Source organism: Alcaligenes sp. WGS1538, assembly GCF_043187505.1.
Lineage (GTDB): Bacteria > Pseudomonadota > Gammaproteobacteria > Burkholderiales > Burkholderiaceae_B > Alcaligenes.
On sequence record NZ_CP171109.1, the window covers coordinates 3,539,352 to 3,565,033 of the forward strand.

Annotated in this window: 14 protein-coding genes; all 14 read right to left on the bottom strand. The window is 54.8% G+C overall.

Annotation, left to right across the window (positions count from 1 at the left end; translation table 11 throughout):
- Nucleotides 1–2 precede the first annotated feature (2 nt).
- The 14 genes from ACF3ND_RS16495 to ACF3ND_RS16560 all read right to left on the bottom strand — a co-directional run bounded on the left by ACF3ND_RS16495 (nt 3) and on the right by ACF3ND_RS16560 (nt 25,198).
- The gene (locus ACF3ND_RS16495) at nt 3–329 is read right to left on the bottom strand and encodes a hypothetical protein (RefSeq protein WP_394062390.1); all 327 of its coding nucleotides are present in this window, start codon (nt 327–329) and stop codon (nt 3–5) included.
- A 255-nt stretch (nt 330–584) separates the two neighbouring features.
- Nucleotides 585–2,021 carry a hypothetical protein gene (locus ACF3ND_RS16500; protein WP_394062392.1) on the bottom strand — a complete coding sequence of 479 codons (1,437 nt, stop codon included), beginning with the start codon at nt 2,019–2,021 and terminating at the stop codon, nt 585–587.
- Nucleotides 2,022–2,276: 255 nt separating this feature from the next.
- Nucleotides 2,277–5,018, bottom strand: coding sequence for a heparinase II/III-family protein (locus ACF3ND_RS16505; RefSeq protein ID WP_394062394.1), 2,742 nt, complete (start codon nt 5,016–5,018; stop codon nt 2,277–2,279).
- A 36-nt stretch (nt 5,019–5,054) separates the two neighbouring features.
- The gene (locus ACF3ND_RS16510) at nt 5,055–7,031 is read right to left on the bottom strand and encodes a glycosyltransferase family 4 protein (protein WP_394062396.1); all 1,977 of its coding nucleotides are present in this window, start codon (nt 7,029–7,031) and stop codon (nt 5,055–5,057) included.
- A gap of 79 nt (nt 7,032–7,110) precedes the next feature.
- The gene (gene wecC / locus ACF3ND_RS16515) at nt 7,111–8,373 is read right to left on the bottom strand and encodes a UDP-N-acetyl-D-mannosamine dehydrogenase (protein ID WP_394062398.1); all 1,263 of its coding nucleotides are present in this window, start codon (nt 8,371–8,373) and stop codon (nt 7,111–7,113) included.
- Between the two features lie 17 nt (nt 8,374–8,390).
- Nucleotides 8,391–9,509, bottom strand: a complete 1,119-nt coding sequence (gene wecB / locus ACF3ND_RS16520) for a non-hydrolyzing UDP-N-acetylglucosamine 2-epimerase (RefSeq protein WP_394062400.1) — start codon at nt 9,507–9,509, stop codon at nt 8,391–8,393.
- Entirely contained in the window at nt 9,509–11,878 is a 2,370-nt protein-coding gene (locus ACF3ND_RS16525; RefSeq protein WP_394062402.1) for a hypothetical protein, read from the bottom strand. The genes wecB and ACF3ND_RS16525 overlap by 1 nt, the downstream gene beginning before the upstream one ends.
- Nucleotides 11,879–11,902: 24 nt before the next feature.
- Entirely contained in the window at nt 11,903–12,898 is a 996-nt protein-coding gene (locus ACF3ND_RS16530; RefSeq protein ID WP_394062404.1) for a chain-length determining protein, read from the bottom strand.
- A 188-nt stretch (nt 12,899–13,086) separates the two neighbouring features.
- The gene (locus ACF3ND_RS16535) at nt 13,087–13,749 is read right to left on the bottom strand and encodes an ABC transporter ATP-binding protein (RefSeq protein ID WP_394062406.1); all 663 of its coding nucleotides are present in this window, start codon (nt 13,747–13,749) and stop codon (nt 13,087–13,089) included.
- Nucleotides 13,746–14,534: an ABC transporter permease gene (locus tag ACF3ND_RS16540; protein WP_394062408.1), complete on the bottom strand. Its 789-nt coding sequence runs from the start codon at nt 14,532–14,534 to the stop codon at nt 13,746–13,748. The genes ACF3ND_RS16535 and ACF3ND_RS16540 overlap by 4 nt, the downstream gene beginning before the upstream one ends.
- Before the next feature lie 37 nt (nt 14,535–14,571).
- Complete coding sequence (locus tag ACF3ND_RS16545) at nt 14,572–15,771, bottom strand: polysaccharide biosynthesis/export family protein (protein WP_394062410.1); 1,200 nt, start codon at nt 15,769–15,771, stop codon at nt 14,572–14,574.
- Between the two features lie 2 nt (nt 15,772–15,773).
- On the bottom strand, nt 15,774–17,114 hold the full coding sequence (locus tag ACF3ND_RS16550; protein ID WP_394062412.1) for an aminotransferase class I/II-fold pyridoxal phosphate-dependent enzyme: 1,341 nt from the start codon (nt 17,112–17,114) through the stop codon (nt 15,774–15,776).
- The gene (locus ACF3ND_RS16555; protein WP_394065857.1) at nt 17,111–24,628 is read right to left on the bottom strand and encodes an SDR family NAD(P)-dependent oxidoreductase; all 7,518 of its coding nucleotides are present in this window, start codon (nt 24,626–24,628) and stop codon (nt 17,111–17,113) included. Before ACF3ND_RS16555 ends, ACF3ND_RS16550 begins: the two co-directional genes overlap by 4 nt.
- Before the next feature lie 105 nt (nt 24,629–24,733).
- A complete protein-coding gene (locus ACF3ND_RS16560; RefSeq protein ID WP_394062414.1) occupies nt 24,734–25,198 on the bottom strand; it encodes a hypothetical protein in 465 nt (154 codons plus the stop codon).
- Nucleotides 25,199–25,682 lie beyond the last annotated feature (484 nt).

A 25,682-nucleotide genomic window follows, 5' to 3' on the forward strand; every position in this document is an offset into this window, starting at 1 on the left:
CATCAGCAAACCTGCGTCACTTTCATCATCTTCTTCTCCGGGTTGGCCTTCTCACGAACAAAGCCATGTACCTTCAATGACGAATCACTGCAATCCAGAGGAATCTCCAAGCTCACCTCGGGACTCGGGCTATACCACTGAACCGTCACCTTTTTTCCGTCCGCCATCAAGTAGAACGCATACTCCAAGTCGCCGGCAAAATGCGTGGGATTTGCATGGCATATCGCATTGACCTTATTGCCCCTTCGCCAAGCCAGCACTCCCAGAGTATCTTGATCTCCCGGCAAAGATTGCACCGTGCCTAAGGACAATTCCTTCAAATCGCCCAAAGTTAACCTATATCAGACGATATAAAAAATGTCATGCACGTCAACGACAGAGGGCTATTCCATTCAGAAAAAACCGCCATGCTGCAATCATAACCAGAGCAAACACTAAGAGTTTCCATTTTCATAACGCGATCATCTCTGTCTGCAATAATAAATACGTGCAACTATGAAATTAGACCTTAAAATATCCTACTCATAAAAATATGGTTAAATTTCGTACCACTTCCCATATTCTTTCTTAAAAATTCTCTATTTTTAAACAACTGACATATCCGACAAATAGGTATCAAAAACAGAAGTTATCTTTAACAAAAGGCCTCGTCGGAAGCGCTCTTCTGGCGGTAAGCCGTAAGCAATTTCATACATTTTCCTGCTATTAAGACCAGCGATATTTTTGAGTGCCGGGTCAGCTTCGTTGAGAAGCGACGCCGCCCACATACTCATTCTTTGCTCCCAATAGACAAGATCCCCAAAGTCATAATTAAATAAATTTTGCTCTTCCAAGTTAATTCTTACAAAAAATTCTTGATAAGCTTTTCTTACGAAAGAGTAAAATTTATCAGATGGATTCTTAAGACGGTTTGTTTTATAAAGACTGATTGCATACGAAAAATTATCAAGGTCTCGGTCACGGCTTGAGCTTTTATTAAACATACCACGTAAGATCTCTCCCCCTAAACCTCGGACAAATATGTCGGATGGATCTACGAATTCTGCCGTTTGAGCCGTAAGATTGGCCTTCCCCATGAAATTACCGCGATTGATGGCCCCGTATACTCTAAGCGCCTCAAAGGAGCTTGAATCTACGATTTTTTTTGTATCCAATAAATAGCTGTCAGCAGAGACATGAGAACTTATTTTCTCTATAATTTTAAGCTCTTCTTCTGATAAGTTTCTATTCCAAGTAAGGCACTTGAAACGTATTCTCTTACTATTCCAAGCAGATATTATCGATCTACAATCCACGCCACCTGTCAGCCCTATTATTGGCTTCACACCAGAAGAAGAAAAATAGTCGATTTGCTTAAGCAAATATTCTTTGCTCGTTGAAAGTAATTTTTCGATATCGCTATTCTCAATTGGTTTTCTAGGCCAGAATCGAATTATTCTTTTCTGCACAAAAGAATAATAATGATTAGCAGGCATACCATATATGCCTTTATACATAGTTAAGTCTGCTGGTAGAAACTTTGTCTTAATCGTTAAAAAATCCTCTGACTTAACAAACTCTACCGTCTCTTCATCTCGTCTTATTTTTAAAATTTCTGCCAAAAGCACTGAGTGACTCGCTACGATCTCCGTATCGTTAGTGGTATAAAATAGCGAGCGCGATCCTATAGGATCCGTAAGAATTTTTTCAAAGCAATTTTTTGCCTTATCATAAATTAAGATCGCAAACCTTCCTGATAGGCAGTCGATTGCGTCCCAATCATCTTGCTCAGAGAAGCGCTCTAAAATTTCGGATAGTCTTACACCCCCATGAGCACAAAAAATATCACCTAAGGTAAATACGATATAATTTTGAAATTGGAATTCTGAAAATTTTGTCTCATAATGATGAGCAATAAGCGCCTCGCCGCACTCAATCATATTCCAGCGACAAAGCGAATCATAAGATGATAGGTCCACCTTGTGTTTATGATTTGCTATCAGGAAACCAAATCTATACTTTAAGTCTAGTTTGTTTAACATCTTTCTTCCACTGTCAGTTCACATTTGCGAGAAGCGTTACTTTCTCTAGGATGAGATTAGGATTCCAACAATTTTTTTACACACCTTCTAGCTATTTCAGCACGGTCTCATTCCATCTTCAGTTAGGCTTTTGAGTCTATCCAACTGCAGTCGAATTTACACTGCAACCTCGACTGCCCTCAGAACAGACTTAATATTCAAACAATACCTCTTACTCGCCAATCTAAAATCCAGGCATCACAATAAAAAACTAAATCACTTTAAATTTGCATAGTAACTTTCAATGACGGAACGGGCACGCATTCCATCTGGAAAGCCGACACTATGATTTCCAACCCCATTTTTCTTAGCTACAGCCTCTCCACTAAAGTGAATTTTCCTGAGATGCACAGGATAACTACCCAAAAATTCTTCCATACGTTCATGATGCGAAATTGTATTATCATCAATATTACAATAACTTATGCATTCCTTAGGGCCTGGCCTTCCTCGCAAGGTAGACTCAAGATCAAAAGACATAAGTTTATCCGCCGCATCTACAATAGCACGCTCCAAAGCAGGAAATTGAGAATGCTCTGTCAAAAAGAATTGGCAATTTGAGAGCATCACAGACTGATTAAATCTAGAAGCCATATCTAATGCAACATGCCCGCCTCCGCTGCTTGCATAGAATAAAATTCTTTTTACGGAATATTTTTCAACGTAATAAGAAATTATTTTTTCAATAAAATCACGCTGCTTTATTTTCTCACTATCCAAAAACCAGCCTAAATAAACTTTATTTTTCTTATGAAAGTTTAAAATCAAATCTGAGAAACACAATAAATTTGGCTGCCTATTTACTTTTAAGTCATGAAACCTAAAAACAGGCAAAAGACTACCAGGAGAATCCTCCGTTGGGGGCTTAATTGAGCCATGGAATGAAACAAAAAGATTATCTGAATCTGACTTTTTAAAATAATGATCAATATTTTTATAGCTATAATAAAGTAAATTATTATAATGGTTGGCTATTTTTGTTTTCCATCCCAACAAACCAGGAACACTAAAAGAGAGCTCCTGGGAAATTTTAGGATCTGCACAATAAACCTTGCCTTCCTGAATATCGATCAGCCTAGCAGGCGAATTCGAAAGAGCAAACTTTGTAACTACAATTTGCTTTCTTTGTAAATTAGTTTTAGCTATAACAGAAGGTGTTGGTTCGTGAGCCAAGTACGACGGAGAAACCCAGCCTCTTAATACCCCGTCCTTATCCTCCCCCTTATGGACTGAAAAAGACACTTCACCACTTTCAGCTACGCAGTCCATAGCAAACTTCTCGTGGGTCTTGTCATCCACTCCTGTCAATATGCCGCCTTTACTAGTTACAAAAAATCTAGAATCAAAATTCCAAACCAGTTCAACTAGGCGGTCCTCGTTTTCTTCATAATGATTCTCCAACAAATCAATTACATACAGATCAACTCCGGGCTTATAAACAATAGTTCTACGATGAGAGTAACCTAACTCTTTATGCTCGACGCCCCCTTTCATTATCCAATAACCAGATACATGGCTAACCCCTCCAGCCAAAGCAGACCCATAAGGACTTCTTTTAACTTTAGAAAAGCTCGTTCCATCTATCGTCACTGTATTGTGAGCATAGCTACTTAGAAAATATGATCTGAATCTATCTGATTTATAGCCGTATTTCCCGGAATCAATGAGTATATTCCCTCCTTTCTCCTGAAGAACAAAGGACAAACAGTCAGCATGTTTATGAACATTGCTCTGAAATGAAGCTTGAAAAAATAGAAAATGACTTCTATCTAAAGGTATATCAGGGCGCGTTCGTACAACGGCATATCCATCCAAAGCAGCCCCTATTGAATTAGTGGATGACTCATGTGGCCAATCAAATATTGACGACACATCCTTTAATACAACTGATGAGCCGGAATCCCCAACAGGCACGCATCTAAAAGAAGGATCAACCAACCAATTTTTAACTATTTCTGCCTTTCTTAATAACTCGTTTATTTCTCCAAGGTTTTCATTTTTCCACCAAGGTGTCGACAACAAACTTGTTATTTTATTTGCGACAAAAAAATGATACTCAGGAGAATTTTCCGTATGCACACCCTCTTTTCCCAATTGCTCTCGAAGAAGGCTGATCATAGTATTTAAAGCGTATTCTTTTTCAAAATCCGCTTTACACAAAACCCTCATCGCCCAAATCAATGACATCAGTCCATTAATCTGGAATAGTCCATGGTTACCTTTATTTAAAGCAGAAGGATCTGAAAGGCGAGCTATATGCTTTTTAACTAAACCTTCAAAATCGTTTATTCGATGAGGAATTTTATTAATTTCACAATTTAAAGCAAAGTATGCCAACTTGAAGGCCCGCAAGCCAACAGACATGTCATACCAAAACCATGTTTTTTGTTCATCTACTGCTTCTGCAGCTGCCCAGTCATTTATAACCTCTGATATATATTCGACGTCCTCTGGAAGGAACCTTTGAAAAAAAGGCTCCAACATTCTCCATGCATGAAACTGAAACATCCAATTCCTATCTTTAAACACATCGCTATGCCAATCAATAGGGAAATTTAACAACATCGGCTTTAAGTCTCTTCTTCCCAGTGGGATAAATCCGACCTTTTTATATCTACTTATCTCATCATCGACATTTCTAACTTTTCTTATTTCAAAATGAGATAGATCTAGTTTTTCAACATGCGCTTCATCAAGTGCTTTTGATATGTCTTTTAAACGAAATTGATTAGACCAAAATTTTTTTACTTTCAATTCTTTTTTTTGGTATATACTTAGCTTGTAAGCCTCTTCTGTAAACGGAATTTTGAAAGTGCAAATCTTACCTGATTCCACATAGCCTTTTTTGCTTATAAGCTCATTATTTTTATATAGCCGATATGCAACCTGCCCCCCATCCGCATTATTTCTCACCGTTAACCTGCCTCCAGTGAAGCAAAGTTCAATATCTTCCTTCATTTATTACCTCTGAATAACAAATCTCGAAGAACCCTGTCAGGGCAAAAAAACATCAATTATTTCTTTTGCTTTACCTGATGTTTTAACCCAAGTTCTTTCACTTCTAACCCATTCACGGCCATTTTTGCCAAGTTTTTCCCTCAAGCTTTTATCTTTAATTAAGATCTCCAGCTTATCACTTAAATCTTTAATATTTCCTTTTTCAAAAATAAGTCCTGTCTTATTGTCTTCGATCATCTCAGCCATGGCCCTAACAGAGGAAACAACAACAGCCTTCTCCATTGCAAGAGCCTCCAAGGGCTTCATGGGGGATACCATTTCTGTAACTGGCTGAGGTTTTCGCGGAAATGGAGCTATATCAATAAGTGAATAAAAAGCTTCAACTTGGTCATGAGGAACTCTACCGGGCATTATTAATTTGTCAGCCAATCCTTCTTCTGAAGCAACGCGCATTATCTCCTCTGTAATAGGCCCTCGATCGGTTCCAGATGCATTTTCGTTACCAACAAGCAAGAGTCTGAAGTCAATATTTTTTTCCGCTAGCTCTGCACATGCCTGTGCGAGATGCTCCAGCCCTTCGTATTGCACAAAGCTACCGATATAACCTATTACTGGCACTCCTTTTGGTATTCCCAATTTTCCTGCCAAATTTAAGTCTTTTTCTCTAGGATTAAATTTAGATAAGTCGCACGAATTAGGGAATACAGTAATTTTCTTCTCATCCACGCCGCGACTCACCAACTCCTCTTTCATAGGTCTAGTCAATGTAAATACGACATCAGCAGAGTCCGCTGCCAGACGCTCATTTTCAACCTGCTCGATGTAATGAGGGTGCGTTTTATATTCTGGTTCTCTAGAAACGCGAGTGACCTCCCAAAAACCTCGCACTTCATAGAAGAAAGGAATACCAACCTCTCGAGCTGCGATTCCAGCAGGAATTGCAGTTAAATAATTAGAAGCGGCCAATACGGCCTCTACTTTATGCTCTTTCAAAAACCCAACAATTGCATCTGCAGCCGAAAGCATGTATACATTGCCTTTCAGACGCTTCCTTGAAGGCTCAAAAATTCTTAAATAACGGATTCCGTCAACAACATCTTCAGAAGCAAGCTCTTTTCCTATGTGATCGCCTGCTGTGTCTAAAGGAAAACCAGGTCTAGAAACACATAGGACCTCAAATCCTAAGTTACTTAAACCTTTCGCCACACCTTGTGCACGAGTAGCGTAGCCACCTGAAGAATAGGGTAGGCTGTTATGTAAAAAATAAGCAATTCTTTTTGGAATTGCTTCGTAGGTTCTCTCGCTTCGAACAGCTAATCTTCGCTTGATTTCAACCAAAAGCGCAGACAAATCCTCAATGCGGCTTTCTGCCGCTTTCAACCAGCTACTTGAGCTAGTTCTAGCATCACCCAAGTCGATGATTTTTTTTAGTGCAAACTTGGCTATTTTAAAATTTTTATTATTATAGCCAGCCCAATACAGAGCTCTAAAAATTTTTTCTACTTTATTTATTTCATAAGCACCACTAACAGCCAACAGCCCCCCATTTAAATCGGCGCCTTCCTTCAAGCAATCTGCCAGCTCCAATAAATCCGAAGAAATTTTCTCTTTCTCTTTATTACCCAACAATCCAAGAACTTTTACAGCGCACTCATTATTTTTATTTTTAATTGCGTTCCAAAAAATAAACTCTATAGGACTTAAAATGTCTTTCTTTCCATCATCAAATAGATACTCCTTAAATTCTTTTAAATATTCACTTAGCTTCGAATCTAGCCAGGCGTCATCTATGGTCAGCAGAAACTGAACCAATTTATTTATACTTATTATAGAGCCAGTTTTTTCAAAATTGCCCTCTTCCTCTAACTTTCTACGACAAAGCTCTATATTTAACGAAAAGAATTTTTCTCCATATTTTTCAGCCGCTTTTTCATACAAATATTTGGCTCGGGCAAAATCTCCAACCCTATAGTTTTCACCGGCAATTAAAACCAAATTATTCGCGTCACTCATTTTTCACACCTTAAAAACCAGCCATGTAGCTCATGGCTGGCAATAATCTTACAAGTCCTTGATTTCAAATTATTAAATTTTACTCAAGCAACCCGACTGCATCTATCACTTTCCCATGCATATTAATTTTATTTTTTTCCGCAATAAATTCCTTATGCTTAACAAGCACAACAATTACGTCTGCATGTTGCAGACCCTCTTGAATATCCTCATAAAGCGCATTAGAACCTTTTAAGCTCGCCGGTAAAGTAGAAACGTTTGGCTCAACCACAGACACAGAACAACCAATCTCACATATTTTTTTTGCAATTTCCATCGCCGGACTTTCACGCAGATCATCAATATCTGGCTTGAAAGCCAAACCCAAGCATGTAACTTTTACATCTTCTATATGCTTAGCAGTCCCATTTTTAACGACATCTAATATTGCCGCCTTAACCTTTCCTACCACCCATTCAGGCTTGTGATCATTTATCTCGCGCGCCATGCGGATGATGCGTGCTTCTTCGGGAGTCTTGTCCACGATGAACCACGGGTCCACGGCGATGCAGTGTCCGCCCACCCCGGCGCCTGGCTGCAGGATATTGACGCGTGGGTGCCGGTTGGCCAGGCTGATCAATTCCCACACATTGATGTTCAAACGGTCGCAGATCAGTGACAGCTCGTTGGCAAAAGCAATATTGACGTCGCGGAAGCTGTTCTCGGTCAGCTTGCACATCTCGGCCGTGCGGGCGTTGGTGGGCACCAGGGCGCCTTCGACAAAAATCCGATACAGCTCGGTCGCCATCTCAGTGGCCTTTTGCGTCATGCCACCAATGACGCGATCGTTGCTGACCAATTCGTGCACCACGCGGCCCGGGAGCACGCGCTCGGGGCAATACGCCACCTGCACGTCGGCCTGCTCGCCGGCCTGTTGCGGAAAAGTCAGGTCGGGGCGCGCTTCAGCCAGCCATTGCGCCAATTGTTCGGTCGTGCCCACGGGCGATGTGGACTCCAGAATGACCAGGTTCCCCTTGATCAGAACTGGAGCAATGGCCTTGGCGCTGGCTTCGATGTAGCTCAGATCCGGCTTGTAGCCATCCAGGAACGGGGTCGGCACGGCGATCAGAAAAGCATCTGCAGGTTCGGGCGTCAGGGTGGCGCGCAAATACTTTTCGGACACGGCCGCATGCACCAGAATGTCCAGCTCGGGTTCGACGATGTGGATCTTGCCCTGGTTGATCGTATCCACCGCATGCGGATTGACGTCGACGCCAATCACCGTCTTGCGGCGCGAAGCAAACAGAGTAGCGGTAGGCAAACCGATATAGCCTAGCCCGATCATGGATATCGTTTCAAACATCGTAGTTCCCGTTTCAATTAATTGAGGTTTTTCAGAATTTCGCAAATACGGGCGGCGGCTTTGCCGTCGCCATAGGGATTATGCGCACGCGACATGCGCTCGTACGCGGCGGCGTCGTCCAGCAGCTCCTTGGCCGCGCTGACGATGGCGCCCGACTCGGTTCCCACCAGACGCACCGTGCCGGCCTGGACGGCCTCGGGGCGCTCCGTGGTGTCTCGCATCACCAATACAGGCTTGCCCAGGGACGGCGCCTCTTCCTGTATGCCGCCCGAATCGGTGATCAAGAGATCGCAGCGGTCCATCAGGTAGACAAAGGGCAGGTAATCCAGAGGTTCGATCAGGTGCACGTCGGAAATGCCCGACAGGATGCGTCGCACCGGTTCCTGCACGTTAGGATTCAGGTGCACCGGGTAGACCACCTGCACATCCCCACGGGAGGCGATCTGGCGCAAGGCGATGCAGATATTTTCGAAGCCCGAACCAAAATTCTCGCGGCGGTGTCCGGTAACCAGCACCAGGCGCTTTTTCGGATCGATGAAGGAAAACTGCTCGTCGAAACCGCTGCGCAAGCTAGCATCTGTGCGGACGCGTTCCGCGACTTCCAGCAGCGCGTCGATCACCGTGTTGCCGGTGACATGCACCGTGCCCGGATCCGTGCCTTCACGCAGCAGATGCGCCTGGGCCTGGTCAGTGGGCGCGAAATGCAAGTCCGCCAAGGCCCCGGCCTGGCGGCGGTTCATTTCCTCCGGCCACGGCGAATACTTGTTGTGGGTGCGCAATCCGGCTTCCACATGGCCCACCTTGACCTTGGCATAGTAAGCCGACAGGCTGGCGGCCAGGGTCGTGGTCGTGTCGCCATGCACCAGAATCATGTCCGGCTGCCATTGCCGGTATACGTCGCGCATGCCCAGCAGCACATTGCATGTGATGTCCGACAGGTCCTGGCCTGGCTTCATCAGATTCAGGTCAAAATCAGGCCTGATGGAAAAAATATCCAGCACCTGGTCCAGCATCTGGCGGTGCTGGCCCGTCACGCAGACCCGCGCTTCGAACGCGGGATCCGCGGCCAAGGCCTTGACTACCGGCGCCATCTTGATGGCTTCCGGCCTTGTGCCGAATACAGTCAGAATCTTCATTACGAAACCTTTTCGTCCTTAGGGTGAACGGTAAACAGACAGGCGCCCTTCTCGAATTTGAAATTGCTTACTGCACTTGCTAAACCTGCAGCCGTCATATCAGTCAACCAGTGTTGAACTACTTCTTTCTCATCGTTACGAACATAGTCATCCATTAAAAAATCAATGCAGGAGGCAGGGAAATGTTTTACAACCATCGGCCCAGCAGGATAGCGCGCCTGTGGACCGGTTGAGGCAGGCGGCCCATCCACAATCACCAGCACACGCTGTGGCGGCGAGTCAGCACTCCCGGCCAATTCCGCTAATGCGTCCTCACAACTGTAGTAGGGATAAATATGATCGTCCGATGCACACCAGTCCTTAAGAGGCTTCAGCATCAGTTCGACAGCATGGTTCAAACCTGCTTGACGCAAGTAGGCTGATGTTTGCTGGTAATAAACGTCCAAGTGCTCAAAAGAGACAAAGCGGGTCAATGGCGTCTTTGCATGATCTACCATCATGGTCAACGTTTTAGCCACAATGACTGTGGACGTGCCTGAACCGAATTCAATCACTAGGTCATACCGTTCCAGTACCAGCCGCTGCATGAGGAATAGAGCAAAGTCCGCCGAGATTGGCCAGCTATGGCCTTCACTATTGAAGGCGGGCAGCATCCCTGTGCTGAAGTACTGCTGCATCCCCACAAACGACTGCACCTGGCGTACCGCATTAGTACTATTGTTTTTGACCGCTGCTTCAATATGCCGACGCGCTTTATCCAACTCCTCGGCCTGCTTCTTGAATAACTCCTCCACCACTGTCTGGAGCACAGGCTGTTGAGCCATCATGGTTTTCATCTGCAGGCTCAACTGCTGCATCTGGCCCTCACCCTGCCGGGTCTGCTCAGCTAACAAACGTTCAAGATCCTGCTGGCGGGTTTCCAATGCCATCTTGGTCTTTTCCAGATTCAGTTGCTCCCGAGCCTGTTGCAGTAATTCCCCTTGACGTTGCGCCGCCAACGCCGCCTGCTCATCGCGTAATCGAGCCAAGTCAATTAATTCTGCACGCAAGGCATCTTGCTGCACTAATCGCTGCACAGCCAGCCCTACTTGCTCATCATGCGCCTGCGTCAGCGCTTCCAGCTCCGAACGCAAGGAGTCACACTGCGCCGCTTGCTCCTCATTTGTCTGCTTCAGCTCCGCCAACTCTGCCTGCAGGCCCTCGATGCGCGCCTGCTGCTGCGCAGCTAACGCAATCTGCTCGTCACGCGCTTGGGTCAACTCCACAATGCCGGTCTGTAAAGACACACACTGCTCAAACCACTGCGCTGCCGACGTAATCTGCTGATCACGAGTCTGGATTGCAGCTGCGGATTCGGCCTGCAGAGATTCGTATTGCAAACGTAATTGTGCTAACGCTTCGGCCTGGTCTTCATGCTCCCGTCTCAGCTTCTGCGCCTCATCCTGCAGGGATACCAACTGCACGCGCTGCTGCTCGGCCTGACTTACCCAGGCATCCCGGGAACGAGCCAACTCTTGCCATTGCTGCTGGAGTTTTTCCTGTTGATCGTCATACTCATGCATTTGCCAGGCCTGATCCAGGCGATACTGCCTGGCCTCACGCTTCAAGCGACCGGCCTGGCGTTCCTCCGATTCGCTGAACTTGGTGTCCTCCGGCAGAAGCGTCAACAAAGCCTCGGCCTCGAGCAGGTCCCCGGATTCATGCAGGCGGAACGCCAGCCATTTCTGCCGGAATGGCCGGGGCTCCAAGCCATAGGCGCGTCGCGCCATGTCCGCCGCCAAGGCCGGATCTATATGCAGTTGGGTACGGGCCACCGCCGTCCAGGCGCTGGCCTGCGTAGCGGTCGACACCGAGGCCTGGTTCAGCAAGGATTCAACGGCCGCCTCTCCGCCATCCTGGTAGGCTGAAAGCACTTTGTCGAATGTCTTGCCGCCCAGGGACGCAGGTGGAGTCTCTTGCCGATTCTGGCGCCAAGCCCTGTGCAGGCGCGCCGGCACAGACAGCATGGCTCCCGTGGAACGGCTGCCCTCGATCAGGATGTCGCCCAGTTGAATGGCCAAGGCATGGCGGGCCTGTAGGGCATGTATTTCGCCTTGAGCCTTGACCAAGGCCTGGCAACGCAGGTTCTCGGCCTGGACCTCGATCAAGCGTTCATCGACAGGCGCAATGTGAATGACCGTGGCCGGCGCGGCAACAGTTGAAGCAACATTTGGTTGAGCTTGGGCCTGATAATACCGACGCTCAAGCTCCTCCTGCACCACCTGCAACTGATCAAACAACAAGCGGTTCTCCTCCTGCAAGGCCTGGACACGCCTATCCTTTTGCACATCAATGGACTGCTCTTGCTGAACAGCAGGCATATCAGTCATGGATCTCTCCCCTTGAAATTATTATTAGTCGACGTGGTCCAGCACGATGCTCTTGAGCAGCTTCAGAATTCCCGCCAGCATCAGCGCCAACAGCAAGGTGACGACGGCGTTATAGATGCGGCGCGGTTCCATCGGGTACTCCGCCAAGGTGGCGGACTGCAGTACCGAAACCTTCTCCAGCATGCGGGTGGCGTCGATCCGTCCCTTCTCCAGCGCGGTCAGGGACGATTTGTAAAGCTCCTGGGTGAACTGCACGTCCATCTCCAGGCGATGAAATTCTTCCACGTAGGCATTCAAGGTGCCGCCGGAGGGCGTGGCCAGCTTGAGCTTCTCCTGCTTGATCTGCTTGTCCACCGCGGCCAATGCCTGCTTGAGCATCACGATATTGGGGTGATCGCGGTCCAGGGACTTGGGCAGGGACGCCAGTTGCGTCTGCAACTGGGCGCGCTGCGCCTCCAGGCCGGCGACGATGGCATTGATGCTTTCCGCCGTCGCCTGCGGCGACAGAAGACCCGCCTGGTTCTGGTAGTTCAGCAAGGCCTGGCTGGCCTGCTGGAAGCGCTGCTGGGCGGCGTCTACCTGCTTGGTCAGAAAATCGACCTGGACCTGGGCCATTTCATGGCCCAGCAGATTCATGTAGCGCTCGCCTTCCTGCACCAGCATGCGCGCAATGGCTTGGGCCGTTTCCGCATCGTAGGCTTGCACCTTGATGCGCAGCACGCCGGCGAACTCGTCGAACTCCACCTGGACGCGCGACAGATAATGCCGGTGGAACCACTCCATGGACGCATCCTGAAACCACATGCGCGACACCAGATCATGCGCGGAACTGCTGTAATGCGAGCGCAAGTCTAATTCCTGGTCCAGTTTCTTGAGCATGTCCACGGACAAGAGGTAGTCCCGCAACAGCAGTTGATTCGAACGATCGGCATGGGGAACGCCTGCCACCAGCATGCCCAGATCGAACGATGGCGCTCCCACCGAATCCGTCTTGCGGATGATGACGTTGGCCTCGGACACATACCGGTCCGACGCAAAAACAAGCCAGTATCCCGCGGTCAAAACCGCCAGGATCAAAACCAGGCGCGCCAGCCGGTCGAACAGGCTGATGGAAAACCAGGCTCGAACTCGCCCAAAAGGCTTCTGGTCTGCCGAAGATGGGTTGGATGCCACAGAGCTTGCCTCTGTGGATGAACTGGATGTATCTGTCATTTGGGAAGCGAGTCCTTGTAAGCTTTCAGGGCGTCATCGATCTGATCGAACCAGTGCGCCTGTCCCTCATAAAGCCAGACACCGGCCTGGCAAAATTGCTTGAGTGTTTTATCATCGTGGGCCACCATGATCAGACCGGCACGATTCGTCATGGTCTTGAAGGCCTTAGCTGCCTTCTTGCGAAAAGCCGCGTCTCCAGCGGCGGTCACCTCGTCCGAGATATACACATCGAAATTGAAGGCGAACGACAGGGCGAACTGCAGCCGGGAGCGCATGCCGGACGAATAGGTGCTGACCGGCTCGTCAAACGCATCGCGCAATTCGGAAAAATCCTTGATGAAGGCCAGCCGGTCCGCCAAGTCGTCCTGGTGCCCGTGCACCCGGCACACGAACTTGGCGTTCTGGCGTCCGGTCAAAGTGCCTTCCAGGCCGCCATTGCCCATGGGCCAGGACACCCGGCACAGCCGTTGCACCGAACCCTTGGTGGGGTGATCCACCCCGCCTATCAGGCGTAACAATGTGGACTTGCCCGCGCCATTCGATCCGATCAAGCCCACGTTCACTTTCGGGGGAATCGTCAGGTTGATCCCCTTCAATACCCATTTGCCGACGCCGTGCTCGGTCTTGTAACGTTTATAGACGTCATTGACGATGATCATTTCATCACCAACTGCAATGCGAAGCGGCGATACAGCACCAGCCCCAGGAAAAAGCTGACGATTCCCCACATGTACAAGTACCCCATGCTGACGCCGGGGACCATGTGGTAATACGTGGAAAACCCTTGCCGAACCAGCTCCAGTCCATGTACCAGAGGATTGATCAGCAGCAGATCTCGATACGGTTGCGGTACGGCAGAAATCGGCATGATGACGCCTGAGATCAAATACAAAGGCATCATGGCAATCTTGAGGATGTGTTCAGTCTCCGGTACCAGAGCCATGAGTACCGACGCCACAAGCCCATACCCGACCCCGAACAGCCACAAACCAAAAATGGTGACGAGAACCTGCAAGGGATCGTCCGGAAATACATCGTGTCCCAGGAAAGCAGCTGCCGTCAGGATCACCATAGCCACCATCAATATCAGGAAAGCTTCCAGGCCGCCGCGCACGATGGACGTATCGAACGGCTTGACCTGACGGTAAGCAAACAAGGGCTTGTTGCTGTCCACCGCATGCATGACCTGTACAGCAGTCCGACGGAACGTGAAGAAGGCCAGCATGCCCACGATGATCCACACCGTGACATCAATGCCCCCCACGGTACGCATACGGATCACCGTGAAGATGAAGGTGATGAAAGCGATATGCAGCACCGGCTCCATCAGCAGCCAGAACCATGCGGCGCGCATGTCGAACAGGCGGTCGAGCGCCTCCCGCAGGAAGATTGCCCGCCAGACCGCCAAGGTAACCGCCAGGGGACTGCGTGGCCTATCGTCCATGCCGACCCCGGTCAGAAAGAAATGAATAAGTCATGCTTTACTTCAAGGTATTGTTCAGCGTCACGCTAGGCACGGCCACCGACACCACCAGGCGCAGGAACTTCTGGAACTCGGCTGCCGGCGAATTGGACACGTAGATGACGTCGCGGTCCTGGACCGGGAAGTTCTGCGTCACGAAGAAGGAGCCCGGATCGCGCAGGTCGATCTGGTACACCACCGGCACGACCGCCTTCTTGTCGGCCGCCCCTTCCGCAGCGCCATCCACCAGGGCGGCATCCTCGAAGCGGAAGATGAACACCCCGCGCGCATCGGCGCGCGAATCATCCAAGCCGCCCGAACGGGCCAGGGCCTGGACCAGGGAAATCCCCTGGGCCTCGAACTGGATTTCTTCGTTCTTGCCCGTCGCGCCCAGGATAGAGAAGCTCTGGGGCTGATACAGGGCCGTGATGACGTCGCCCGGTTTCAGCAGTATGTTCTGGCGCGGGTCGCGGATGATGGTGTCCAGGGCCATGGTGGCCGTGCTCTCGTCGCGAGAGAGCTGAATCGCCATGCGATTGACTGCCTGCTTGACGCCGCCGCCCGCCGCCAGGGCGTCCAGCAGGCGCTCGCCTTTGGGGGTCAACGGCATCAGAGTGCTCTGATTCACCTCGCCCACCACCGTCACGTTGGAGGTGTTGTTCTGGATGACGCGCACCAGCACCTGGGGGTTGTTGGCCTTGCCCTGCAGACGCTTGACGATGCTTTCCTCGATCTGCTGCGTGGTGCGTCCCTTGACGGGAATGCGACCGGCGAAAGGCATGCTGATCATGCCGTCGGGCGTGACCATCTGCTGCGGGAAGGCCACGGCATTGGTGGTGGTCGCCGTAGCTTTGGAGTCCAGCGCGATCGTGCCGAACAACATGGCGGGCGGAGCCTCCCAGACGGACACTTCCAGCACGTCGCCGGGGCCGATCAGGTAATTGTTGGACGCCGTGCTGGAAAAGATGGCGGAAAAGTCGCTCAAGCGCTTGCTGGCAGCCAATTTCCTGGCCAGGGCGTCGTCCACATTCACCAGCTTGATGCCTTCGATCCGGCCGCCGTCGCGTTTTTCCATGACCTGCTCACGGCTCGGGCCGTCGGCGGGCATCCAGCCCGGCATCGTGGCGCAGCCGGCCAGCAAGGACACGAGCGCCATGCCCAGCAATGGCCGGCCCAGGCCGGCCAGCTTTTCCGCTATCTTCTTTCTTGACTCTGACATGCTTATTTCTTCATTAGCTTTTTGACGGCTTCACAGGCGGTGTGAATATCGTCTTCCGTATGGGAGGCCGACAGGAAGAAGCGCAATCGCGCAGCCTTTTCTTCCACGGCTGGATGGATGATGGGTTGGACGTTGATCCCCGCATCGAACAACTGGCTTGAAAGCCTGGCCGCCTTCAGGGAACTGCCGGTGATGGCCGGCACGACGGCATGCCCCTGGGCAAAGCCGGTATCGACGCCTATGGAACGCATGGCGGCCAGGAACTGGCTGCCGCGCGCGCGCAAACGCTCGACCCGCTCGGGCTCGCGTTGCATGATGCGCAGCGCCTCCAGGGAGGCGGCCGCCAGCACCGGAGAGATGCCCACGCTGTACACGAAGCCGGATGCCGCGTACTTCAGCATCTCGACCAAGGCCCGATCGCCCGCGATATAACCGCCGCAACTGGCCAAGGTCTTGCTCAGGGTGCCCATCCAGATGTCGACATCCCGTCCAGCCACGCCGAAATGCTCGTGAGAACCCTTGCCGGTCTGGCCCAGCACGCCCAGCGCGTGCGCCTCGTCCACCATCAGGAAGGCCTTGTAGCGCCGCTTGATGTCGATGAAGGCCGGCAGGTCCGGAATGTCGCCGTCCATGCTGTAGAGCCCTTCGATCACGATGAGCACCCGCTCGAACTGACCGCGGATTTCCGCCAGGATGCGCTCCAGGGCGGCGCTGTCGTTGTGAGGGAATGAACGGCGCGCCGCGCCCGAGAGCTGGATGCCCTGCAAAATGCTGTTGTGGATCAGGCTGTCGTGGATGACCAGATCCTTGGGGCCGAACAGATATCCGATGGTGCTGACGTTGGTGGCGTGGCCGCTGACGAACACCACGCAGTCATCCACGTCGTAGACTTGGGCCAGCGATTCTTCCAGTTCGCGCTGCACGGGCCGTTCGCCCGCGACCAGCCGGCTTGCCGACGCCGACGTTCCATACTGGTCTATTGCCGCCTTGGCCGCCGCATTCACCTGCGGATGCGCCGACAGGCCCAGGTAGTTGTAATTGGAAAAGTTCAGGTAGTCGCGCCCCCCGATCCGGGTCCGGGCCGCCGCGACGCCGTCATGGCTGCGGAAGAATGGATTGCGCACGCCCAGCCGGTCGGCCATGGCCTTGGGCACCAGCATCTTTTCATAGCCCGGATGCCGGTCGAAGCGCGTGTATGCCTCGGGTATCTCCCGCGTCGCGTGCCGCCCGCCGGCGGCCGTCTCCGCCATCCGTCCATCTACCGCCTCCGAGCCGGTTTTCCGGCCCAGAATGCGTTGAATCAGCTGCGCCTTGCTTGCAGGCGCCATGTCGTTCTTGCTCATGAAATCAACTTCGTCCCTTGCTCCGCCAACCGCTGCACGTCCTGCGCCAGATCCTGGATATCCGCCTCCGACACATCCGCGCCATGCTGGCGCACCACATCGGCCACGAGCATGGCCGGCTGCGCCTGATCGGCCTCATCGGCTCCGGAAAGCAGTTTTTCGACGATGCGCGCGGCCACATTGACCACCGTGGGCGAGTCGTTCAGCACCATGGCGGGCAGTTGTATGCCGAAACGCTGCTCCAGGCCCAGCGCCAGCTCCACGGCCATCAAGGAATCCATGCCCAGATCGTGCAAAGAGCGATTGGGTTCGATACGGTCCACATCCGTGCGCAAGATATCGGCCACTTCCTGGGCCACCCATGCGGCCACGATGTCTTGAACCTGCTCGGGCGACTTGCCCGCGATAAGCGCCTGGATATCCGCCACATCGCCGCCCGAGTCCTGCTCCTTGCGCCCGCGGTTCAGCATCGCGAATCGCGAACTGTCCGCAGACGACAACAAGCGGGCCAGCACGCTCCAATCAAAGTTGGCGGGGATGGCAATGCCGCCTTCGCCGGCCAGGACCTCGTCGAGCTGCGCCAGGGCAAGCGCCGCCGGCAGGGGCGGCTTGCCCAGGCGCTGCCCAAGGCTGTCTTTGACCAGCTCGTTGCGCGTCAGGTAGCCCGCATCGCCGATGGGGCCCCAGGCAATGCAATTGGCCGGCAGCCCCATGCGGCGGCGCAGGCGCGTCAAGCCTTCAAGGCCCGCATTGGCAGCCACATAGTTGGCCTGCCCAGGATTGCCGATGGCCGTCGTGATCGAGGAATACAAGACAAAATGCGACAGGTCCATGGACGCCGTTGCCTGATGCAGATTCCAGGCGCCCGACAGCTTGGCGCCCATGACCTTGTTGAAGCTGTCCGCATCCAGATTGGCGATCAGGCGGTCGTCGAACGCGGCCGCCGCGTGCAGCACGCCTGTCAGCGGGATATTTTCCTGCTTCAACCGCGCCATCAGATCCCGCAGCGCCTCCATGTCGGCAACGTCGCACGCCGCCGCCAGCACACGGCAGCCCTGTGCCGTCAATTCATCCACCGCCTGTTGCGCGCCCGGGGTGTCCAGGCCGCGCCGTCCGACCAGCACCAGCGAACGCACCCCGCGCTCGGCCAGCCAGCGCGCGGACGCCAGGCCAAAGCCCGACAAGCCGCCCGTCACCAGCCAGGCGCCCTGCCCGGACAGCGCCACCGCAGCCGGTTTGTCCATCGATGTGATCCGGGGCTGGGCGTCGTCCATGGACACGACGATCTTGCCGATATGGCGCGCCTGCTGCATGGCCCGGAACGCATCCACGACCCGCTCGGCCGCAAAGGTGCGGTACGGCAGGGGGAACAGCGCTTCATCGTGGAACAGGCGCATCACGTCCTGGAACAAGCGGGCGGCCAGCGCCGGCCGGCCCGTCAGCAACTGGTCCGCATCGATGCCGAAATAACTGATATTGCTCTTGAAGGGGCGCAGGCCGATAGGCGTGTTCTCGAAAAAGTCCCGCTTGCCCAGCTCCAGGAAGCGCCCGAAGGGTCGCAACACATCCAGGCTGCGGCGCATGGCTTCGCCCGCCAGCGAGTTGAGCACCACGTCGACGCCTTCGCCTCCGGTGGCGTCCAGCACGTCCTGCGCAAACGACAGGCTGCGCGAATCAAAGACATGATCGGCGCCCAGCAGGGACGCAAAAACGCGTTTTTCGTCGCTGCCGGCGGTGGCGTAGATTTCCGCTCCCAGATGGCGCGCCAGCTGAATGGCGGCAATGCCCACGCCGCCGGCTGCGCCATGGATCAGCACTTTCTCGCCAGGCTGCAGATCCGCCAGGCGGGTCAAGGCGTAATACACCGTGAAAAACACCGTCGGCACCGTGGCGGCGGCGTTGTAGCTCCACCCTTCAGGTATCGGTGCGACGGCATCGGCGCGCGTCGTCACGTGGCTGGCAAAGCACGACGAACCAAAGCCCATGACGGGCTGGCCCACGGAAAGATGCTTGACCTTGGCGCCGATCCGGCTGATCACGCCGGAGAACTCCAGGCCCAGGCTGGCGCCCGCAAAGCCGTTCTCCACCGCTTCGTCGGGCAGCAGCCCCATCAAGTACATGACATCCCGGAAATTCAGCCCCGCCGCCATCGTGCGTACTTCGATTTCATCATCGGCCAACGCACGGTCCTCGGTCGCCAGCCACTCCAGATTGCGCAACTGCCCCGGCACATGGAAGTCGAGGCGGAAGCGCGTTCCAGGTTCCGCCTTGCGAGTGCGGCGCGTCTCGGCCTCCTTCAGGACCAGGGTATGGCGCGCCTGCTCGGACAGGACGATTTCATTGGCGCCATCCGGCCACAGCAATTCGGATTCCAGCCTTGCGGGCAGATCGGCCGCCTGGGCGTCGCCGGCCAGGTCTATCAATGCACAAGACAGGGCGGGATATTCATTCATGATCACCCGGCCGAATCCCCACAAGGAGGACTGCGCCGGATTGGCGGCCCATTCGGGCATCTGCCCGCCGGCGGGCATGGCCCCTCCCCGCGTCAATACCCATAGGGAGCAAGAATCGCTGGGCTGCCTGGCAAGGGACTGGACCAGCTCCAGCAACGCGGAAGCAGTCTCCGCCGCCTGAGCCGCCGTATCATCCCACCCCAGCATGTGGACCACGTTGATCTTGCCCTCGAGCGGGCAAGCACCGTCTTGCAGCGGCAAGCTTGCCACGCGCACATTCTGCTCAGCTCCCTGCAGGCGAACGCGCAAACGCTCGGCCAGCTCCTGAGAGGCGGCATCGGCCAGCAGCAGCCAGGCGGCGGCCGGCGCCGGAGCGCGAGCCACGCTGCCATCGACGTTGCGGGCCAGAACCAGGTAAGCCCCTTCCGCCAGCGATTGCGCGGCAGGTTCGACAGCCACCTGCTCCTGTTCGAAACCCTCTTGCTCCAGGGCCCTGCGCCACCCTTCAGGCGACAGCAAGGATGAAGACGCCTGGGAATCGCTCCCCGCATGCCACCAGTCCACATCCAGGCCGGCCAGCAGGTCCGCATGCCAGTCAGGATGGCATTCGGCCACGGCCAGCACGCCGCCAGCCGCCAGCCAGGCGCGTGTCCGCGCCAGGGCCGCGCGCACCTGCACGGTGCGATGCAGGCAATGACGCAGGATCACGACATCGAAGGCATGGGGAATGTCGGCTTCCGCGCTTACTTGCCAATCAAGCAGATCGAAGGCCGCGACCTGGACGTTGCCCTGGTTCTGGTATTCCGCCTTCTGCCGCGCCTGCAGGTCTGGATCTGCCAAGGCCAGCACATAATCAAAGCGATCTTCCGACAGGCAGGCCGCCAGGGTCTTGGGCAATTCGCTGGGCCCGACTGCAACCTCCAGCACGCGCAGGCGCTGATGAGCCGGCAGTTGCGCGGCCAGCAGGCGCAGCTGCGCCTCGAGCGCAAGTCGCACGCCCAGATACATGGGATCGTCGTGGTACAGCACCTCCGCCACGGGAGAGCGCCGCAAGGAAGCCAGCAGATCCTCGCCTGCCAGCTCGCCGCGCAACAAGGCGGGCAGCTGCGTTCCGACCCGGCCGATCTGCGTCAATTGCGGCAGGCTGGCCGGCGAGTCGCGCAGAATGATGCGCCAGAGCTCGGCGGCCGCAGGCAAATCGGCATCAGCGACCAGCGCCCAGCCATCCCCTTGCTCCTGCAACAGGTCTTCCTGCTGCAGCAAATTCTTCATCCACCGTCCGTACGAACTGGCGAGTACCGAATGCGGCACGGCCGCCCCGGTTCCGGACACCTCCCGGAACGCTTCATACACAAAAGACAGCGCCAAGGCATCCAGCAGCGGCAATGTCTGCCGGAACCATTTTTCGCGCTCTTCGGACAGGTCCGTCAATGCCTCCCAGCCGGCTTCGACCAGCTGCTCGGGCAGCGTCGCGACCGCCGGCCTGTCATCGCGCGGGTGCGGGCGCAGCCATGGCACGACCTGCCACTTCATCACGGCCTGGCGATCCTGGCGCATGAAGTGCGCGGCACGGAATCGGCAGCCTGTCATCCGGGCCAGCAAGACGCCGTCCTCGGTCAGCAATTCGAAATCCGCCAGGACGGAACGCACGCTGCGCCGGCGCAGCCGGGCCCGGAAATGGGTGACGTACCCGGACGCAGCCAGCTCCAGACGGCCGACCTTGACGGGCAGCAAGGCCACGCCATGCCCGGCCTCGATATCCTGGGCGAAAAAATCGACCAATGTCTGGTAGCACACATCCATGAGCGCCGGATGCAGCAGGTAACCATTCTGCACAAGACTTTCGGGCATGAGCAGCCCGGCTTCCAGGCAAGAACCGTCGACGCGCACCTGCTGCAAGCCCTGGAAGGCCGGACCATAGTCCAGCCCAAGCGCACTCGCCAGACGGTAATGCGTCGAGTGATCGATCTGCCTGCCCTGCTCCCCGACCGGCCCGATGCGGGGGGCCGGCATACGGCCGTCGGACTCCAGGATGCGGCCAACCGCGTGCAGCACCCATTCATCGTTGCTCAGACGCTGACGGCTCTTGATCTGGAAGCCGCCGTCGCGCGGATTGAGCAGGAAGCGCAGCGAGCGGGCATGCTCGCCGTCGAACACCAGGGGCGCCAGGATGTCCAGCTCGTCCACGACGAGCAGGGGCTCGCCCAGCCACTCGCGGGCCGCGGCCAGGGCCATCTCGGTGTACGCCGCGCCGGGAAACACGATGGCGCCGCCCACTTTGTGATCCGCCAGCCAGGGCAGCATCACGGGATCGAGCACATTCTCCCAGGCCATGTCGGCATCGAACAGCCGCCATCCCAGCAAATCGTGCACGCGGCGACGCTCCATGGAACGCAAGCCTTCCGAGGTCACGCTGTACCAGTGGCGTTCCCGCTGCCATGGGTAGGCAGGCAGCTCGACCTGTTCGCCGACCGCGGGAAACTGCGCCTTCAGTTGCGCCGGGACCAGGAGCTGCACGCGCAGCGCCGCCTCGGCGATGCGCCACGCGCCGTCATCCTGCTTGCGCAGCGTGGACAGCACTCCCGCCTGCACGCCCGCTTCGGTCAAGGATTCGCGAATATAGCGTTGCAAGATGGCATGCGGTCCGATTTCCAGGAACACGCGGCATCCCAGTTGCGCCAGCTTCGCCATGGCGTCCGCGAAACGCACCGGCTCGCGGATATTGCGCCACCAATAGTCGGCGTCCAGGAACTGCGCCTCCAGCTCATCGCCGGTCACTGTCGAAATGAAGCGCGCCTGCGCCGCGCCCTGACCTGGCCGCAAACCCCGCAACTGCTCGGCCAAGTGGCCGGCGATGGGGTCCATATGGCGGCTATGGAAGGCATAGTCCAGGTCCAGCAGGCGAAAGAAGACGCCTTTGGGTTCAAGCGCGGCCTGGATACGCGTCAAGCCCTCCAGCTTGCCTGACAGGGTGATGTTGCCGGGACTGTTGAAGCCGGCGACTTCCACCCCAAGATCGTCACCCAGTTCTGCCATCAGCTCGTGAGCCGCGGCGGCGGACAGCGCGACCGCGGCCATGCGGCCCGACCCTCGGGTCAGGCCCTGGGCCTGGCTGCGGGCGCAGATCACGCGAATGGCCTGCTCCAGGTCCAGCGCGCCCGCGGCCCATGCCGCGGCAATTTCGCCTACGCTGTGGCCGGCTACCGCGGTCGGTGTGACGCCGTCCTCCCGGAGCATGCGCGTCACTGCGACCTGTATGGCGAACAGCAAAGGCTGGGCGACGGTGGTGTCGTCCAGCCGGGATTGGGCTTGATCGGCCCGAAGCTGCTCCAGGATGGAAAAACCCGCCATCGGCAGCATCATGGCATCCAGTTCGCGCAGCAAGGCGGCAAAGCGCGCTGATTCCTGCAACAGCGTCACGCCCATGCCGAGCCACTGCGCGCCGTTGCCGGAATAGACAAACGCCACGTCGCCGCTTTGCGCCAGGGCCTCGGCGGTGACCAGTCCTTCGGGCTCTCCTGTCTGCGCATACTGGCGCAGCAGCGCCACGGCCCCGGCCACCGAGGCGGGGCGCAGGATCAAGCCGCGGGACAGGTGTTCGCGTCGATGCGCCGCCGCGTAGCTGACATCGTAATATTGCTGCTGCGACTTGCCTTCCAGCAGTTCGGCATAGCGCTGCGCCATTTCGCGCAAGGCGCCGTCCGTCTTGGCCGATAAGGCCAGAGGCGGCAGACCCGCCTCCTCCAGGTCGGCCCGCCGTTCCGGTTCGTGTACATATTCCTGCAGCAGCACGTGCGCATTGGCCCCGCCGAACCCAAACGAGTTCACGCCGGCGACCAGCGGCTTGCCATCCTCGCGCCGCAAGGCGCGGTATTCCGGCACCAACTCCAGGTTCAGGCCGGCAAAGTCGATTTCCGGGTTGGGCGTGACCAGGTGCAGCGCGGGCGGCAAGGCGCGGTTCTGCAAGGCGAGCACGGCCTTGACCAGTCCGGCCATGCCGGACGCCGATTCCATATGCCCGAGATTGGCCTTGACCGAACTGATGGGCAGCGCCTGCTTGCGGCCCCGGCCGTACACCGCCCCGATGGCCGATGCCTCGATGGGATCGCCCACGGCCGTTCCCGTGCCGTGCGCTTCCACGAAGTCCACATCGCCGGCGGCAATGCCGCTCCTGCCCAGGACCGAGCGCATGAGCTCCACCTGGCCCTCGCTGCTGGGAATGGTGATGCCGGTCTTGCGGGCGCCGTCTGCATTGGCGCCGCTGGCCAGGATCAGCGCCTGGATGTGATCGCCATCGGCCAGGGCCTGGTGCAAGGGCTTGAGCATCAGCACTGCCCCGCCTTCGGCCCTCACATAGCCATTGCCGGATGCGTCGAACGGCTTGCAGCGGCCATCGGCCGACAGCATGGACGCTTTGGTGAACCCGACAAAGGGATAGGGATGCAGCAGCAGATTGACGCCGCCCACCAGCGCGGCGGACGCCTCGCCCGCGCGCAGGCTGGCGCACGCCTGATGCAGCGCCACCAGCGACGAGGAACACGCCGTATCGACGGCCAGCGACGGGCCGTGCAGATCATAGATATACGACAGGCGATTGGCCGCGATGCTCAGGGTGTTGCCCGTCATCAGGTGCGAGGTCAGGCCGGCCAGGTCATCCAGGCCCCGCATGCCATAGTCCAGGCCCGAAATGCCGACATACACGGCGCAATCGGTGCCGGCCAGGGACGAGGGCGCCACGCCCGCATTTTCCATGGCCTCCCAGGAAAGCTCCAGCAGCAGGCGCTGCTGCGGGTCCAGCCACGCGGCCTCCCGCGGCGATATGCCGAAAAAACCGGCATCGAATTCATCGATGCGGGAAAGAACGCCCGCTGAAAACGTAATACTGCGGCCCGGCTCGGACCGCTTGTCATGTTGCAACTCTTGCGTCGCCCAACGTTCAGCGGGAATTTGCGTGACCAGATCACGCTTTTCCTTGAGCGCATTCCAGAACTCGCCGGCCTGCGACATATCGCCCGGAAACCGGAATGCCATGCCAACAATAGCAATCGGACTTGCAGCCAAATCAGGTTTGCCTTGCGCTGCGCCGGATGCGTCCTGCCCGATGGCATCTTCGACTTTATCTTGGAACACTCACATTACCCTTTTGCATCTTTATTGATCGCCCTATCAGCACAGGACTCGTAACTGCCAGGCCAGCCCGGCCTTTGCTCGCGGCGGCGCCTTCGCGCCCAGGACGAAAAAAAATGCACCACAGCAAGCAGGAGCATTTTTTACATTTGGTCGCATTATTAAATTATTCGCAACCCGTTTCTTTTCCTGACTCTTCAGCATTGCGCTCAAGGCGTTTTTTATTCTTTTGATGAGTTTATAGCCCATATCCTCTTCACTTATTCCCGACTGCCAAAATATTCTTATGATTATTATGCCAATAGATCGAAAGACTTTACCTTTGAAGTAAACGGGATGCCTATTCCAATACCTTCGTCCACATAAACAGCGTGATATCACGAGCCGCATAATTTCAATTTCCGCATTCACCATTACAAATACAGAAATTCGAATCACTTTCTCTGCACGCCGCTCTGATTTTTCCAGAGAATAAAAAAGCTGCGGCTGGCGCAGCAACAACATGACGCGGAAAGCCTCAGGCAGGCAAAAAGTCTTGCATGCGATCATACCATCGAGGGTAAGCCCTAAGCCATACACAGCCTAAGCCGCTATGAAAACGCATGTAACGAAGCGCCAACTCGTTAACACGCCACTCTGAATTTCAGGGAATGCGTTTTTACAACAGTGCCACGTAAGACGATACGGGCCTCTTCCCGGCCCCGCCTTTTTCATCCGGAGCTCGCCCGCGAACCGTACCGAGGCCGAACCGCTCCCGCCAGTCAAGCATGCACGTCGTGATTGCGCTTAGCGCATAATGACAGCCTGCCCTTCGCCGTCGGCCTCTCATCCATGTCAAACGTTATGTCGCTCCGGTACGTAATAAGAAGTTACGTATAAGCCCTAAGACCATGTCCGGCACGGGGTTTTCCCTTATCTCCCTTGAAAATCGCTCAATACCCCCTCATTTTGCACGGGTTTTCCCTGACTTATAGGTAGTTTGCGGGGG